This window comes from Streptomyces sp. ISL-10 (assembly GCF_018614575.1).
GTDB lineage: Bacteria > Actinomycetota > Actinomycetes > Streptomycetales > Streptomycetaceae > Streptomyces.
In genome coordinates, this window is record NZ_JAGGOJ010000010.1 from 160,835 (window position 1) to 177,179 (window position 16,345).

Sequence of the window (16,345 nt, forward strand, 5' to 3'; positions counted from 1 at the left end):
GGACGGAGCATCGTAAAAATGGACGGAGCATCGTAAAAAACGGGCGCTGGCCTCAGTTCACCGCTTTCTGCACGAGCGCGCCGATCCTCGCCTCGTCGTCGGCGGTCAGCTCCTTCAGGGCGTAGGAAGTCGGCCACATGGCACCTTCGTCGAGGTTCGCCTTGTCGCTGAAGCCGAACGTCGCGTACCTCGCGTTGAACTTCTGCGCGCTCTGGAAGAAGCAGACGACCTTGCCGTCCTTGGCGTACGCCGGCATCCCGTACCAGAGCTTCGGTGCCAGGTCCGGCGCGCTCGCTTTGATGACGGCGTGGAGCCGTTCGGCCATGGCCCGGTCCGACTCCTGCATTTCGGCGATCTTCGCGAGCACTGCGACCTCGTCCTCCGCCGCCTTGTCGGCGCGCGATCCGCGGCGCGCGGACGCCCTCAGCTCCTGGGCGCGCTCCTTCATCGCGGCTCGCTCCTCGTCCGTGAATCCCTCGGACGTCCTGTCGGTCGCGGTGACGCTCTTGGCGGGCTTCTGTGAGTCCTTCATGGCGGGTTTCCTCCCGGTATACGGATTGATGGGTACATCTTCGTGCTGGAGATGTGCCGCAGCGACGGCTTCTCCGAAGCGCGGAGTCACGGGCCATCCCCCAGAAGGCTCCGATCAGTCACGGCCTTGAGATCGCTCGCCGACTCGTCCGGTGTCGGCAGCGATGGACACAGGGCACCTTCGATGCCTGTTGGGGTGTGCGGGTGAGCCGGTGGCAGGGCGGCGATGAAGCCGATGAGCCGGCCCCGGCCGGCGGGTCCGTGCCCGCCGGCCGGGTTCGGGGGCCTCATCCCCACGCGCCGGCGATCTGGCGGGTCGTGGCGTTGAGCCGGTTGAACAGGTTGGTGACGCCGATCATCAGGACGATCGCGGCCAGCTGCTTCTCGTCGAAGTAGGTGGCGGCCGTGTCCCAGACCTCGTCGCTCACCGGGTCGGGACGGTCGGCCAGCCGCGTCGCGGCCTCGGCCAGCGCGAGGGCCGCCCGCTCCTCCTCGGTGAAGTACGGGGCCTCCCGCCAGGCGGCGACCGTGGCCAGCCGCTCGTCGCTCACTCCGGCCTTGCGGGCCGTCTTGGCACCGCCGTCGACGCAGGCGCTGCACCCGTTGATCTGGCTGACCCGCAGGTGCACCAGCTCCAGCGTCTGCCCGTCCACACCACCGGAGTGCACGGCCTTGAGGATCTCCTGAATGGGTTGCATCGCACCGGACAGCACGACGGCGGGGTTCTGCATACGAGACTGCATCTCGGTCTGCTCCTCTTCCGGTCAGTGCCCCGTTCCCTCGGGGCGTGACTCCATGACAGCCGGGCCGGCTTGTCACGACCACGGCGATGGGACACCGTGGGACAGCTGAAACGGCCTTGACCAGCGGCGACTTGGTTCGGGAGAGTTCTGCCGGAGCGGGACGGGAAGGCGGGGGAAGGGTGGACGTGGAAGAACGGACGGGGAAGAGCGACCCACAGGAAGAGCTGGCGGCCCGGCTGCGCCTGCTCCAGAAACTGTCCGGGCTCGGCGTACGGGCCCTCGCGCGCGACACCGGCCTCAGCTCCTCTTCGCTGTCGCGCTACCTCAACGGGCAGACCGTGCCGCCCTGGCCCGCGGTGGTCGCCCTCTGCCGCCTCGTCAAGCGCGATCCCCGCCCCCTGCGTCCCCTGTGGGAACGGACCTCGAACCCCTTGCCGGCGCCCCCGAAGAGCAGCCGCCAGGTCCGGCCGCTGCCCCGCAACGATCTGCCGCGCGAGGTGCCCGACTTCACCGGACGCGAGGAGCGGCTCGCCGCCGTGTTCGCCGCAATCGACAGCCATCGGGCGGTCTCCGTCGACGGCATGGCGGGCGTCGGCAAGACCTGTCTGGCGGTGCACGCCGCGCACCGGCTCGCCGCCGATTTCCCGGACGCCCAGCTCTACGTGGACCTGCACGGGTTCACCGAGGGCCGGCCACCGCTCGACCCCGACTCCGCGCTGCGGATGCTGCTCGGCGCGCTCGACGTTCCGTCCGAGAAGGTCCCGCAGGAGGGTGTCGAACAGCTGGCCGCCTGCTGGCGGTCGGAACTGGCAAGCCGACGGGTCGTCCTGGTCCTCGACAACGCCGCCGACGCCGAACAGGTCCGCCCGCTGCTGCCCGGCGCCGGCCCCTCCGTCGTCCTGATCACGAGCCGCAACCGGCTCCTCGGTCTGGACGAGGTGCCCCCGGTGTCGCTGGACGTGCTGAGCCCGCAGGAGAGCGCGGAGCTGCTGGCCCGTGCCAGCGGCGACCCCGGCGGCACCGACGGCAGGCTGGCCCGCGATCCGGAGTCCGTCGCCGAGGTGCTGCGGCTGTGCGGCCATCTGCCGCTGGCCCTGCGGCTGGCCGCGGCACGACTGCGGCACCGGCCGGGCTGGACCGTGGGCATCCTCGTCGAGCGGATGGCGCAGGGCGCGAGCGAGTTCGACACCGCGTTCGCCATGTCGGTTCGGCAGTTGAACCGGTCCCAGGCCCGCCTGTTCCGGATGCTGGGCCTGCTGCCCGGGGCGTCCTTCGACGAGTACGTGGTGGCGGCGCTGGCGGACGTGCCGCTGCGCAGCGCCCAGGCGATGCTGGAGGACCTGCTCGACGCGCACCTCGTCCAGCAGCCGACAGTGGGCCGCTACCGGCTGCACGACCTGGTGCACCAGCACGCACGCCGGGCCGCGGCAGGACAGGACTCAGCGGCCGAGCGGGAGAGGGCATTGGGCCGGGTGCTCGACTACTACGTGCACGCGGCGGCCGCCGCCGACGCCGCGATGCCGTTCCTGTCGCCCGGTCGGGCGGCCTCGGCGGGCCGGCCCCCGGCCGAGCTGCCGCGGTTCACGGACAGGAACGCGGCCTTCGCCTGGCTCGTCGCGGAGTACGGAAACCTGATGGCCGCCTTCGAGACGGCGTCCGCTGTCGGGGCCGACGTGCACGTGTGCGAGCTGCCGCGTTTCCTGCGGGCCTACTTCGCACGGCGCTGCGGCACGACGCATCTCAACTTCCTCTTCGAGCGGTCGCTGGCCTCCGCCGAGCGCCTGGGCGATCCGCTGCAACTGGCCGAGGCGCACAGCGATCTGGGCTTCGCGCGCTACAACGCGGGCCGGATGGCGGAGGCCGCCGCCGGTTACGAGGCGGCCGGACTCCGACTGTCCCAGACGGGGGACGCGCGGGCCGAAGCCGAACTGGCCATGCGCCGCGGCTATCTGAGCTGGGACGCGGGGCACGTCGAGGAGCCGCTCGAACTCTTCCGGCTGGCAGGGAAGCTGTACGAGAAGGCCGGCTGCCCGACCGGCGCGGCCCACGCCGCCGCGTCGGAGGCTTGGACGATGCTGCAGCTCGGACACCGTGCGGAGGCGGCGCAGCGGGCCCGGGAGGTGCTGGGCATCCCGCACACCGATCCCGCATGGCCGCCCGCTCTGACGGCCCGGATCACGCTCGGCGTGGCCACCGCCCGCGAGGAACCCGACGAGGCAGCGGAGCACCTGTATCAGGCGCTGGCGCTGGCCCGCGAGGACGGGCACCTCAACAATCAGGCGTGGTGCCTCAACTGCCTGGGCGTCGCGCTGCGGCAGATGGGCCGCTACGAGGAGGCACTGGCCAGCCACCGGGAGGCGTTCGCGCTGCTCGACGAGCTGTTTGAGGAGCACTGGAAGATCCATTTCCTCAACGGCTACGGCGAGACCTGCCGGCTCGCGGGCCTCCCCGAGGAGGCGCTACGACTGCACCGGCAGGCGCTGGAGCTGGCCCCGCGACTGGGAAACCGGCACGAGGAAGCGCTGGCCCACGAAGGCATCGCGGTCGTGCTCGACGAGACGGATCCGGTTGCGGCCGCCGAGCACCGTGCTGCGGGGCAGGCCGTCCTGCAGGAGCTCAATCCCGGGGCTTGCCGATCGGTCCAGCAATGTGATGGCCGGCACGTACGCCGCTCCGGGGGGTGAGGGTCGGTCAGTAGGGGTGCCCGTTCGGCTTGTTCGTCCATGCCTCGTAGGACGTGGCCCCGCCCCCGGCCGAGCGCGCTCCCGCCGTGTCCATGTGGCGGGCGCTGCGGTCGTGGCGGTGTGCTACCGGGTGATCATCGCCATCTTCGGCCTGACCACCTGACCATGAGAGAGAAGGCGAGCACCCACCAGCCTCGGGCGGCAAACCGACTCGCACGGGAAACACGGGGACACCCCAATCACAGCGACGCGCTCGCCCTCGGAGAGGCCCTCGACGGCAGAACCAAGGCCATGAACAACGCCGACCGCCTCGGGCCCCCCTGGGCCGTCGGGAGCGACGGGAATCGCTCTCTTCACCGTGTGCCGGTCGGACGTACAGACCATGGCCGCGGTGGTGCACACGCCCCCGTCATTGGAGCCGGTTTCGGGGACCGGTTTCTCTATGACGCCGGCCTCGCCGATTCTCCTGAGGAAAAGGCTCTCATGGTGTCGATGGCCCTCCCCAGGGCAGTTGTCTGCGCCACGAGCCTTGGAGGGATCGTGCGACTGGGGATATCTCCGCCGGCGCTCTCGGCACTTCTTCGGCACTTCTTCAGCACTTCTTCACATCGATCCTCAGCTTCATCCGCCGAGGCAGCTTGCGCAAATTCTGGAGTTCATGACGCGCGCAAACAGGGCCTCAGCATCCCGCCGGAACCGGTGAGGAGTTGCCGAGGCGGGCGGCCTTGAAGAACAAGCTCAGGGGGCCGCACCACTCCAATGCGCTGATCGCAGCGCCCTCGCGCGGACGCCCGCCGACACTGGGAGCATGCCGGGACGCCTCGAGGACCAGGCCTGCAGGATCGGCTGTCGGGCCCGCCCTCTCGGGCGTTGACCGCCGACGTCCGCCGTAGCCGTCCGAGCCCCGAGGAGGGAGCATGCAGCCCGCATTCATGGTCAGGGCGATCGGCTTCCTGCTCCGCCGGGAAGGCCGCTCGCTGCACGTGAAGGCTGCCGGCGGCGCGACGGTCGTGCTGGGACTCACCATGCTGGCCGGCTCATGGGCCGTCGTCGCCGCCGAACACGGCGCTGTGGGCGCGAATCTGACGACGTACCCGAGGGCTCTGTGGTGGTCGGTCGAGACGGCGACCACGGTCGGTTACGGGGATTTCTACCCGGTGACGTTGTGGGGCCGGATCATCGGCGCGGTGGTGATGGTCGTCGGCATCACCACCTACGGCATGGTCACCGCCGCCCTGGCGACGTGGTTCGTCGGCCGGGAGACCGAGCGGCGCCGGCACCTGGCCCGAAGGACCGAACAGGCCGCGCACCGCCTGAGCGAGGACAGCGTGCGCGAGCTGCACGAACGCTTCGACCGCCTGGAGCAGATGCTGTCCGGTGGAGGGAGCCGGCCGGACGTGCCCGACCACCGGTGAGAAACCGGGTGCGATCGCGGTGGCGCTGCCCCTCGGCGAGCGCGGGCGGTTCCGGGCACCCATGCCCAGGATCAGATGCACTCAGCCCCAGACGGTCAAGGTGAACTCGTAGGTGAAACCCGGGGTGCGGACGAAGACGTCGTCGCGACCCCGCATCCAGGTTTCCACCCCATCGGCGACTCGGCATCATCTCGGCTGCGGTACCCCCATGCGTGCCTGCTTTTCCGCACCTTGTGCCGACTGCCGCGAGTACGGCGCGGCGTTGCAGCCCTGCTTGGCGATCATAGAAGGATGACACGGCACACCGCGGGGCAAGAACCGGACGCCGGGCAGCCGCCGGCAACGGACAGGACACCGTACACGGGTGCCGTGTACGGCTCGCTGCTGTCCGCATCGGTCATCGCCGGAGCCAGCACGCCAGGACCGTACCCGCGTCTGCAGCTGGTGCTGCTCCTGCTGTGCACGGGAGTGGTGTTCTGGGCCGCGCATTCCTACTCCGCACTCGTCGGCGACCGGTTCCTGCACACGTCGGCGAATTGGCGGGAAATCCGCCACGTCTGCACCCACGAGTGGCCCATCGTGCAGGCCGCCGTCGCGCCTGCCGCCGCTGTCGCGATCAGCCCGCTGTTCGGCATGGGGCTCGAAGCGGCCGCCTGGCTGGCGCTCGGCGTCGCTGTGGTCCAGCAGGTCGTCTGGGCCAGCGCCGCGGTGGTCCGGGCCGGCGCCTCTCGTCGTGTGGTGCTGACGGCCGCGGCCGTCAACCTCGCGCTCGGCCTGGTGATCGTGGCCGCCAAGGTCACCGTCCAGCACGTATGAACATCACCTCACCCAGCCCGCGAAGTCATGCATCACAAGCCGCCGGCATGCGGGCGGGTCGTTGCCGACGCCGCGGGACGTGCCCCGCGGCGCCCCCGGCCGGCTCGGCGGGCAGCCGTCGACCCGGTGTTCACATGCGATCTGCCGGCGCTGCGTTTCGACTGCGGCCATGTCCGATCGGAAATCTCCCGTCACCGGGCCTGACCGCCGACTCCCACGCGGACAGCTGTGCCGGTCTCGGCGGCGATCTCGCCCTCCCCCTCGGTGTCCACGTGCGGCAGCAGCCGGTCGAGCCAGCGCGGCGTCCACCAGGCCGACGTGCCGAGCAGCGTCATGGCCGCGGGCACGAGCAGCAGTCGGACGATCGTCGCGTCGATGAGCACGCTGGCGGCGAGTCCCAGCCCCAGCATCTTGACCACGATGTTGTCGCTGAGGATGAAGGCGGCGAAGACGCTGACCATGATGAGCGCCGCGCAGGTGATGACGCGCGCGGTGATTTCCAGGGCATGCGCGACGCTGGCCTTCGGGTCCCCGGTGCGCAGCCACGCCTCGTGGACCCGGGAGAGGAGGAAGATCTCGTAGTCCATGCTGAGTCCGAAGACGATGGCGAACATCATCATCGGTACGTAGCTCTCGATCGGGACGTCGCCGGAGACTCCAAGTGCCGGGCCGCCCCAGCCCCATTGGAAGACGGCGACGACGACGCCGTACGAGGCCGCGATCGACAGCACATTGAGCACGGCTGCCTTGACGGCGACGAGGACGCCGCGGAAGACCACGAGGATGACGAGGAAGGCGAGCCCGACGACGACGGCGATGATCAGAGGCAGCCTGCTGGAGACGATGTCCAGGAAGTCGACCTGGGCGGCGGTCGTGCCCGTCACATAGGTCTGGGCATCGGTGCCGGAGACCGCCTGGGGCAGAACATCGTCCACGAGACGGTTGACCAGGTCGGTTGTCCTCTCGTCCTGGGGAGCGGCCGTGGAGTACGCGGTCGCGATCAGCACGTCGCCGTCCGGAGTGGCAGTCGGGGGCGTGATCACCGCTGCGTCCGGCACATCGCTCAGGGCCTTCTGCACGGCGGTGGCAAGCGCGGAGCGGTCGGCCTGCGGCACGTCGGTCTGATCGACGACAAGGGTCATCGGGCCGTTGGAACCGGGCCCGAAGGCAGTGGACATCAGGTCGAAGGCGCGCCGGTCGGTGAAGGACTTCGGGTCCGCTCCGTCACCGATGTGTCCCAGCTGGATGGAGAACAGCGGGATGGCGAGGGCTGCCAGGACCACCGCGCCCGACGCCAGAAACCACCAGGGGCGGCGCTCCACGCGCTGGGCGTAGCGGTGCCAGGTGCCGTGGGCCTCCTCACCGGGTTGGGTGTCTGTCTCAGCGATGGGCCTGCGCACCCGGAGTCTGTCGATCCGCCGTCCGACGAGCGCCAGCATCGCGGGGACCAGGGTGATCGCGCCGAGGACGGCGGTGACCACGGTGACTGCGGCGGCCAGGCCGAGTTTGCCGATGAAGCTGATCCCGGACACCCACAGGCCGGAGAGGGCGATGACGACCGTACAGCCGGAGACGAGCACCGCACGTCCGCTGGTGGCCGTCGCGAGGCCGGCCGCGGTCACCGGGTCCTGCCCGTTCATGAGGTTCTGGCGGTGCCGGGTGATGAGGAAGAGCGCGTAGTCGATACCGACACCGAGGCCGATCATCGTCGCGAGCGTCGGCGACACCGTGGCAAAGGTGAACGCTGCGGCCAGCAGTCCGAGGAGTGCCAGTCCGCAGATCACGGCGATGAGCGCGGTCACCAAGGGCATGACGGCGGCCACGACGCTGCCGAAGCCCAGCAGCAGCACGAGGATCGCCACGGTGAATCCGATGGCCTCGCTGGTGCGGTCATCGGGCTCGGGACGCGCCAGTTCACCGAGCGGTCCACCGTACTCCACGGTCACATCGGCTGCGCGCAGCGGCTGGACCGCGGTGTCCACGCCGTCCAGGTAGGACGACTCGAGTGTGGAAGGCTGGACGTCGAACCGGACGGTGATGTAGGCCGTCTTCCCGTCGGTGGAGAGCGGGCCGACGTTCTTGGTCCCGGCCGGCGGCGGCGTCGTACCCGGTGCCGACAGCGGGTTCTGCGCGCTGAGCACATGAGGCAGCTTCTGCAGATTCGCCACGGCGGTCGAGACCTGGCCGCTCACGTCGGTGAGTGGCTTCGAGGCGTCGTACAGCACGATCTGGGCGCCGTAGCCACCGGCGGCGGGATCGTGGGCCTTGAGAACGTCGAGGCCGTCGTGTGACTGGGAGCCGGGCAGGGCGAAGTCGTCCGAGTACGCCCCGCCGTGCGTACGACCCAGTACCTGGAGTCCGACCAGGGCGGCCAGCCACAGGACGATGACGGTCAGGAAATGGCGGGCGCACCACTCACCGATGCGCCGCAGCGCGCCCTTCGGGCGTGGCAGGGTGGCACTCCCGGCCGGGGACTCTGACGACGACATGCGTACTCCCGACGACCGCGGGGCGGGATCACCGCCGCAGTCCGTGAGCTGTCGTGCGCACTCCTGAGGAGCACACACCGGACTACCGACAGTGAAGGCGGCTGCGGCCTGCCCGGCACCTCCGGACGGGAGAACGGGTGACACGGCGTCCCGGCCCCGGCCGGGAGGGCGGGCCCCGGGGCGGCAGCCGTACGAAGCCCCTGGGGATGACCCACTGGACGCTCGGCGTGCTGGTGTGCGCCGGGGCCGCAGGCCTCGCGGAAGAGCCGGTGGGGCTTCGCCCGGCAACGGCGGCATGCCCGCCGAGCCGTCCCGCCGTAGCGTGGTGAACGGTGACCAGGCGAAGGCCGTCGGCCCGCCATCAGCCACACCCGGTCCTCCCGGACCGTCTCACATTCTCAAGGACCGCCATGCGTCGTTATCCACCGATCGCGGACCACGGGCTCATCGGAGATCTGCGCACGGCCGCCCTGGTCACCTCCGAAGGCGTGCTCGACTGGTTCTGCGCGCCGCGCTTCGACTCCCCCAGCATGTTCGCGGCGCTGCTGGACCATGACCGCGGCGGTCACTTTGCGATCACCCCGCAGGCGACCGGTGCCACCACCCGGCAGCTGTACCTGGCGGACACCGCCGTCCTGGTCACGCGGTTCATGACGAACGAGGGCGTCGGCGAAGTCGTCGACTTCATGCCCCTGGGCGCGGCCGAAGCCCCCGCGGACCGGCACCGCATCGTCCGCGTCATGCGCGCTACACGGGGCACGATCGGTTTTCGGCTGGCGTGCCGTCCCAGGTTCGACTACGGGCGCGCGGAGCACAGCCTCGAACTGGAGCCCGGCGTCGCCCGTTTCGGCGGACCGGACAGCAATGCGTTCCTCCATGTCGCGGGGCCGGTGCACCTGGAACGCGACGGGCAGGACGTGCGGGCCGATGTGGTGCTCCATGAGGGACAGCGGGCCGCGGCCATACTGACAGTGTGCGAGAGCGGCGCGAAGTCGCCTCCACCGCTCACCGAGCCGGGCGTCTGGCAGGAGTTCCGTTCCACGTACGACTACTGGCACCGCTGGCTGCGCCGCAGCCGGTACCGCGGGCGCTGGCAGCAGATGGTCAATCGGTCCGCGATCACGCTCAAGCTGATGACGTACGCGCCCACCGGTGCACCCGTCGCGGCGGTGACCATGGGCTTGCCGGAGCAGCTGGGCGGAGAACGCAACTGGGACTACCGCTACACCTGGGTGCGTGACGCGTCCCTGTCGGTGAAGGCGCTGCTGGACCTCGGTTTGGACGAGGAGGCCGACGACTTCCGTCGCTGGCTCGGCGTCCGAGTGCGCGCGGGCAGGACCGCCACGGGTGAGCCCCTGCAGATCATGTACCGGGTGGACGGCGACCCGCACCTGGCCGAGGAGATCCTCGGTCATCTGGAGGGCTACCGGGGTTCCGCGCCGGTGCGGCTCGGCAACGGCGCCGCCGACCAGTTGCAGATGGACATCTACGGCGAGGTGGTCTTCGCACTCAGCCAGGCACACGATGCGGCGCAGCTGGCCGGATACGACGGCTGGCACAATCTGAGCGCGCTGCTCGACTGGCTCGCGGGTACGTGGGACCGCCCCGACGAGGGCATCTGGGAAACGCGTGGCGGGCGCAAGGACTTCACCTACAGCCGCCTGATGTGCTGGTCCGCGTTCGACCGCGGCATCCGGCTGGCCGCGGAGCTGGCGCGCCCGGCCGACGTCGCCCGGTGGACGGCCGCACGAAACGCAATCTTCCACCAGGTGATGGACCGCGGCTACAGCACCCGCCGTGAGGCGTTCGTCCAGCATTACGGCAGCGAGGTCCTGGACGCCTCGCTTCTGCTGATGCCGGACGTCGGCTTCCTCTCCCCCAAGGACGGTCGCTGGCTGTCGACACTGGACGCCATGGACAGGGAGCTTGTGGCCGACAGCCTCGTCCACCGGTACGACCCGGCCGCCTCACCGGACGGGCTGCGCGGGGACGAGGGGACGTTCTCCCTCTGCAGCTTCCTGTACGTGAATGCCCTCGCCCGGGCCGGCCGACTCGGCCAAGCCCGCTACGCGTTCGACAAGATGCTCACCTACGCCAACCACGTCGGGCTGTTCGCCGAGGAGATCGGTCCCACCGGCGAGCAACTGGGCAACTTCCCCCAGGCCTTCACCCATCTCGCGCTGATCACGGCCGCGATGGCCCTCGACGAGGAACTGGACCGCGCCGAGGGGTGATGCCGGCGCCGGCACACCGACCGGTGCCGCGTAGGCACGATTTCGGGGCCGGCCCGTCCGGCGCGGCTTCAGGTGCCCGCCGGCCGGCGATCGACCGGTTCGTTCCCGCGGGCCGGGCTGTGGCTGGTGCGCCGCGAGCCCAACACCCCAGCGCCGCGAACGGTTGAGCGCGGAACGACGGTCGCGAGCACTGGGTCAGTGCCGGCTCCGGTCGCGCGGAGCCGGCCTGGCCACTCCCCCGCGCGGGCAGCACGAACTTCCAGCATCCCCGGTGACCGACAACCGCTGCGCCCGGTCGCGTCCCAAGCCCTGGTGACCGGCCGAAGCGGTTCCTCGATGCCTTCGGCGGAGCGGAGCGGTGCGCGGCCGGCGACGGAACCGCAGCACAGCCCAGGTTGTCCAGCAATCGTGATCGTATCTCCGTAGCGATCTCCTGAGACCATCGATCGACGAGGAGCACGACGATGACCACTGACAGCCGTACAGGACCGCCCCGCTTCGGCAACGAACGCGAAATGCTGCGAGCCTTCCTCGACTACCACCGCGCAACGCTCGCCATGAAGTGTGACGGGCTCACCGACGAGGAGTTGCGGCAGCAGTCGATGCCGCCCTCCACGCTGTCACTGCTCGGCCTGGTGCGGCACATGGCCGAGGTGGAGCGCGCGTGGTTCCGCCGGGTGTTCGACGACAACGATGCGCCGATGGTCTGGTCGGACAAGATCGACTTCCAGGCCGCGTACGACGCGAGCGAGTCGACCAGGGCCGAGGCGTTCACGGCATGGGAAGCGGAGGTCGAGAACTCCCGCCGCATCGAGCGGGAGGCCGAGTCACTTGACCTGACCGGGTATCAGCCGCGGTGGGGCGAAGAGGTGTCGCTCCGCATGGTGCTGATACACGTGCTTCTGGAGTACGCCCGTCACAACGGGCACGCAGACTTTCTGCGCGAGGGTGTCGACGGGGTCGTAGGAGCCTGAGCGGTCTGCCCGGCACACGGCGAGCGCTCGAACGAACCGGTGGGGCGGTTGGTCGTCGATCCCGCCGACCGCCCCACAGCCGTCCCGTCAGGGGCGGCCGAATCGCCGTCTCGCCCGGCCGCCGCAGTCACTGTGCTGCCGGTCGCCGCCGATCCGGCGAGGACCGGCCCTCGTTGACGGTCGGCCTTGGCAGTCGGCGCGACCCGAAGCCGCCGCGGCCGTTGACGAAGCCGCCCGTGGCAGCTTGCAACAGGTCGCGTTGACGGCGGCTGTCGCCTACATGTTGCCGACTCGGGCAGACCCTCTACGCGTTGCACCAACAGGGCATTCCGCCACGGTGCGGCCAGGGCTCCGGTGGCTGCGGTGTGCGCGTCGCCACGGTTCACGACATGCCGGGAGGCAGGCGGCGAAGAACGCGGAAAGAAGGCGTGTTTGCCTGTTCGGTGAGTCACCGAACTCTGCGCCCGCCAAAGGGAACGGCGGTCTCCGGGGACGATGGGGACACGACGCGCCGTAGTTGATCCTCAAGTTGGCATATGCCCCACGCCGCACATCTCTCTCGTTGGCGCCGCCGCCCCTCTCCCGTAACCCAATTGAGCAAAGGCGGAATGGTGAATTCACCATTTCACCGGCCCTCTCACGGGAAACAAGTCGTCGATGATCCGCCCCAAAGTTCGCTGCGGAGGTAGTGTCGGACATCCGCAGTCGTTTCGGTGCCGAAACGACTGCGGAACGGGGGAGGAGGGACTTACAGGTGTCCTCGTCCTGTCGGATTTCCCAGTCTGCAAGCGAACCGAGGGATCATCGATGGCAGTGATCAAAGTCCTCCTGGTCGACAGCGAACAGATCGTACTCGAGGGTTTACGCAAGCTTCTGGACAGCTTCGGCGAGTTCAGCGTGGTGTCCACGGCACTCGACGGCGCTTCGGCGATCCGGGCCCTGCGGGCGCACCGGCCGCACATCGTTGTCACGGGTCTGAGCATCGCGGGGGCGGGCGGCATCCACGCCGCCCGGCTGATACGCAAGGACTCGGAGCACGTCCGGATCGTCATCCTCAGCTCCAACCAGCAGCCCGTCTTCATGCGGGAGGCGTTCGTGGCCGGCGCCAACGCATACCTCTCGCGCCGCATCAGCGGCGAGGAGCTGCGTCAGACCCTGCTCGCGGTGCACCGCGACGGCGCGGCGCTGTCCGGCGCGGCGGCGGGGCTGATCCTGCAGATCGCCTCGGGGCGCTCTCCCGAGGACGACTGCCCACTGTCCCACCTGACGGGGCGCGAGCGGCAGATCCTCTCGCTCGTCGCCGACGACCACGACACCGGACACATCGCCAAGCACCTGGGCATCAGCCCCAAGACCGTCCGCAACTACCTCAGCCGCATCTACGCCAAGCTCGGTACGCCCAACCGCGTACAGACCACGCTCTACGCCAAGCGCTTCATGGGCCGGTCCTGGCAGCCGGACGGCGTGCCGGTCGAGCCGTAGTCACCCCCTGGGTCCTCCTTGCGCGTGTCGGGGCAATTACGCTACGCTCCACGTAGCGTATTTAAATGATCATCACGGAGGAGCGCCCCATGACCGGCAGCCGCTGGTGGACCCTCGTACTGGTGTGCGTCGGCAGTTTCATGCTGTTGCTCGACGTCACGATTGTGAACATCGCCCTGCCGGACATCGAGGAGGCGCTGGACGCCTCGCTCAGTGATCTGCAGTGGGTGGTCGCCGCATACGCGGTCGCCCTCTCGGCGGCCCTGCTGACAGCGGGGTCGCTGGCCGACAGGTTCGGCCGGCGGGCGGTGTTCGCCGTCGGCATGGCGTTGTTCACGGTCGCGTCCCTGCTGTGCGGCATAGCGGGCGATCCGCTGTTCCTGAATGCCGCCCGGGTCCTCCAGGGGCTGGGTGCGGCGGCGCTGCTGGCCACCTCGCTGGCCCTGCTCGCCGCCGCCTATCCCGGAAACAAGGAACGGCACCTGGCGCTCGCCGTCTGGGGTGCCGTGAGCGGCGCGGCCCTCGCGGTCGGGCCGCTGGCCGGCGGCGTCCTGGTGGAGGCCATCGGCTGGCGCTGGATCTTCCTGGTCAACCTGCCGATCGGCGTACTCGCCCTGATCGGGGCGCTCACCCGGATGACGGAGTCGCGGGCGCAGGTGTCCGGCCGTGTCGACTGGCCCGGATTCCTCACCCTCAGCACCGCCCTGGGTGCCCTCTCCTTCGCGCTTCTGCGCGCCAACGAGGCGGGCTGGAGCAGCACCCAGGTCGTCACGGCGTTCATCACCGCCGCGGTGGCCCTGGGGTTGTTCGTGTGGGTCGAACGGACCCGCAGCAATCCGATGCTCCCCGGCGTCGTCTTCGGACGCATCACCACCACCGGCGCCAGCCTCGGGGTGCTCGCGATGAGTTCCACCGCTTTCGCCCTGCTGCTGTATCTCACGCTCTATCTGCAGACGGTGCTGGGACTGGAGCCTCTGGAGGCCGGGCTGCGGCTGCTCCCCCTCACCCTGTCGATCTTCGTCGCCTCGGCGCTCGCCGCGCGGGCCGGATCGGTCGTGCCCGCCCGCTGGCTGGTCTCGGGCGGGCTTGCCCTCATCGGCGTCGGGCTGCTCCTGATGGGCGGTCTGGAGACCTCCGACGACTGGACGGCGCTGCTGACCGGTCAGCTGGTCACCGGCCTCGGCGTCGGCCTCGTCAACCCCAACGTCGTGGCGGCGGCGATGGGCGCTGTCGACTCCGAGCGGTCCGGCGTGGCCTCGGGCCTCAACAACACCTTCCGCTCCCTGGGCATCGCGCTCGGAGTGGCCGTCATGGGCGCCGTGTTCGCCGAGCGGGTGAAGGACTCCGTGTCCGGCGCACTTGCGGGCACCCCGCTCGCCGACCGCGCCGACGGCCTCGCCCACGCCGTGTCCTCGGGACAGATAGGCAAGGCAGTGGGTGAACTTCCGCCCCAGGAGCGCGGAATCTTCGCCCAGGCAGCTCAGGCGGGCTTCATCGACGGGCTGAACTCGATCCTCGTCTTCGCCGCGATCGTCGCCTTCGCCGGCGCCGTGGCGGTCGTTCCGCTGATCAGGAGCCGTGACATGCAATTGAGCGGCGACACGGCACAGATGGCGGCCGTCGCCGGTCACTGACCCTCACCACGGCTGCGCGTACCTGTGAGCCGTGCGCCCGGGTGACCGGGCGCACGGCCCTCTTCCTCCCACTCTCAGGAGTCATCGCGGTGCACACCGAATACACTCGCTGCGTCGTCGTGGGCGGTGGTCCTGCCGGCATGATGGCAGGCCTGCTGCTCGCCAGGCAGGGCGTCGAGGTCGTCGTACTGGAGAAACACGGCGACTTCTTACGGGACTTCCGCGGGGACACCGTCCACCCGTCGACGCTGCGGCTCATCGAGGAACTCGGCTGGATCGACGAGTTCCTCGCCCTGCCGCACAGCAAGGTGACCACCATCAGCGTGGAAACCCCCGCCGGGCGCACGGACTTCGCCGACTTCTCCAAGATCGGCGGTAAGCACCCGTACATCGCCTTCATGCCGCAGTGGGACGTCCTCGATTTCCTGGCCAGGAAGGGCAGCCAGTACCCCGGCTTCCGGCTGATCCAGAAGGCGGAGGCCACCGAACTGGTCCGCGACGGCGACGAGGTCCTCGGCGTGCGTGCCACGACGCCGAACGGTCCGATGGAACTGCGCGCGGACGTCGTGATCGCCGCGGACGGCCGGCACTCGGCCATGCGCGGGTCCGCCGGTCTCCAGCCGTCCGTCAGCCAGGCGCCGATGGACGTGCTGTGGTTCCGGATCAGCCGGCTGCCCGACGAACGGCTGACCTTCCTGCACACCGGGGAGGGCTTCGTGTTGATCACCATCGACCGCGGTACGTACTGGCAGATGGCCTACGTGATCCCGCAGGGGGCCTACGAGAAGGTGCGGGACGAGGGAATTGAGCGACTCCGCGCCGACGTGAGCGCGGTCAACTCCGGTCTCGGCGCCCGGATGTCCGAGGAGATCGGCAGCTGGGACGACGTGAAGCTGCTCACCGTACGGGTCGACCGGCTGCGGACCTGGCACCGGCCGGGCCTGTTGTGCATCGGGGACGCGGCGCACGCGATGTCGCCCGCCGGCGGCGTAGGCATCAATCTGGCCGTTCAGGACGCGGTCGCCGCCGCCCGCATTCTGGGGCCCGTGCTGCGCGCCGGGCGCGCTCCGGACCGGCGCGACCTGAACAAGGTGCAGCGACGCCGCGAACTGCCCGTGCGCGCGGTCCAGTTGGCCCAGGTCCACATGCTCGCCGACCTGTACCCCAAGAACCGGCAGACCACCGTCGAACGGCCGCTCGCGGCACGGGTGGTGCGCCGATTCTCGTTCCTGAACAAGTGGACCGCCATGTTCATCGGCGTCGGCATTCGCCCGGAGCACATCGGGCCCGCGATGGCCGGGGTCGGCGCGAGGTCGGGGCGCCGCACCGAGTCCTGACACCAC

12 protein-coding genes are annotated in these 16,345 nt (G+C 69.8%); 8 read left to right on the forward strand and 4 right to left on the reverse strand.

The features are described from left to right. Positions 1-52: 52 nt before the first annotated feature. Together J7E88_RS11160 and J7E88_RS11165 are read right to left on the reverse strand one after the other, a co-directional pair. Positions 53-532 (reverse strand): iron chaperone, encoded by a 480-nt coding sequence (locus J7E88_RS11160; protein WP_215179684.1) that lies wholly within the window; start codon positions 530-532, stop codon positions 53-55. 286 nt (positions 533-818) lie between these two features. Further along, positions 819-1,274, reverse strand: a complete 456-nt coding sequence (locus J7E88_RS11165) for a carboxymuconolactone decarboxylase family protein (RefSeq protein ID WP_215179685.1) — start codon at positions 1,272-1,274, stop codon at positions 819-821. 185 nt (positions 1,275-1,459) lie between these two features. Here J7E88_RS11165 and J7E88_RS11170 point away from each other — a divergent pair, with 185 nt between their 5' ends. Then, entirely contained in the window at positions 1,460-3,958 is a 2,499-nt protein-coding gene (locus tag J7E88_RS11170; RefSeq protein WP_308307466.1) for a tetratricopeptide repeat protein, read from the forward strand. A 123-nt stretch (positions 3,959-4,081) separates the two neighbouring features. Here J7E88_RS11170 and J7E88_RS37385 read toward each other — a convergent pair whose 3' ends face one another. After that, complete coding sequence (locus tag J7E88_RS37385) at positions 4,082-4,546, reverse strand: alcohol dehydrogenase catalytic domain-containing protein (RefSeq protein WP_374196266.1); 465 nt, start codon at positions 4,544-4,546, stop codon at positions 4,082-4,084. A gap of 329 nt (positions 4,547-4,875) precedes the next feature. Here J7E88_RS37385 and J7E88_RS11180 point away from each other — a divergent pair, with 329 nt between their 5' ends. Together J7E88_RS11180 and J7E88_RS11185 are read left to right on the forward strand one after the other, a co-directional pair. Further along, positions 4,876-5,373, forward strand: coding sequence for a potassium channel family protein (locus J7E88_RS11180; RefSeq protein WP_215179687.1), 498 nt, complete (start codon positions 4,876-4,878; stop codon positions 5,371-5,373). Positions 5,374-5,664: 291 nt separating this feature from the next. After that, complete coding sequence (locus tag J7E88_RS11185; protein WP_251022447.1) at positions 5,665-6,189, forward strand: hypothetical protein; 525 nt, start codon at positions 5,665-5,667, stop codon at positions 6,187-6,189. A 191-nt stretch (positions 6,190-6,380) separates the two neighbouring features. Here J7E88_RS11185 and J7E88_RS11190 read toward each other — a convergent pair whose 3' ends face one another. After that, on the reverse strand, positions 6,381-8,678 hold the full coding sequence (locus tag J7E88_RS11190) for an MMPL family transporter (RefSeq protein ID WP_215179688.1): 2,298 nt from the start codon (positions 8,676-8,678) through the stop codon (positions 6,381-6,383). Between the two features lie 410 nt (positions 8,679-9,088). Here J7E88_RS11190 and J7E88_RS11195 point away from each other — a divergent pair, with 410 nt between their 5' ends. The 5 genes from J7E88_RS11195 (at position 9,089) to J7E88_RS11215 (ending at position 16,339) form a co-directional block, all read left to right on the forward strand. Further along, positions 9,089-10,912 carry a glycoside hydrolase family 15 protein gene (locus J7E88_RS11195; RefSeq protein ID WP_215179690.1) on the forward strand — a complete coding sequence of 608 codons (1,824 nt, stop codon included), beginning with the start codon at positions 9,089-9,091 and terminating at the stop codon, positions 10,910-10,912. Between the two features lie 464 nt (positions 10,913-11,376). Continuing rightward, the gene (locus J7E88_RS11200; RefSeq protein WP_215179692.1) at positions 11,377-11,886 is read left to right on the forward strand and encodes a DinB family protein; all 510 of its coding nucleotides are present in this window, start codon (positions 11,377-11,379) and stop codon (positions 11,884-11,886) included. Between the two features lie 807 nt (positions 11,887-12,693). Then, complete coding sequence (locus J7E88_RS11205) at positions 12,694-13,368, forward strand: response regulator transcription factor (RefSeq protein WP_215179694.1); 675 nt, start codon at positions 12,694-12,696, stop codon at positions 13,366-13,368. Between the two features lie 65 nt (positions 13,369-13,433). Beyond that, the gene (locus J7E88_RS11210) at positions 13,434-15,002 is read left to right on the forward strand and encodes an MFS transporter (protein WP_251022448.1); all 1,569 of its coding nucleotides are present in this window, start codon (positions 13,434-13,436) and stop codon (positions 15,000-15,002) included. 89 nt (positions 15,003-15,091) lie between these two features. Continuing rightward, positions 15,092-16,339 carry an FAD-dependent oxidoreductase gene (locus tag J7E88_RS11215; RefSeq protein WP_215179696.1) on the forward strand — a complete coding sequence of 416 codons (1,248 nt, stop codon included), beginning with the start codon at positions 15,092-15,094 and terminating at the stop codon, positions 16,337-16,339. Positions 16,340-16,345: the final 6 nt, after the last annotated feature.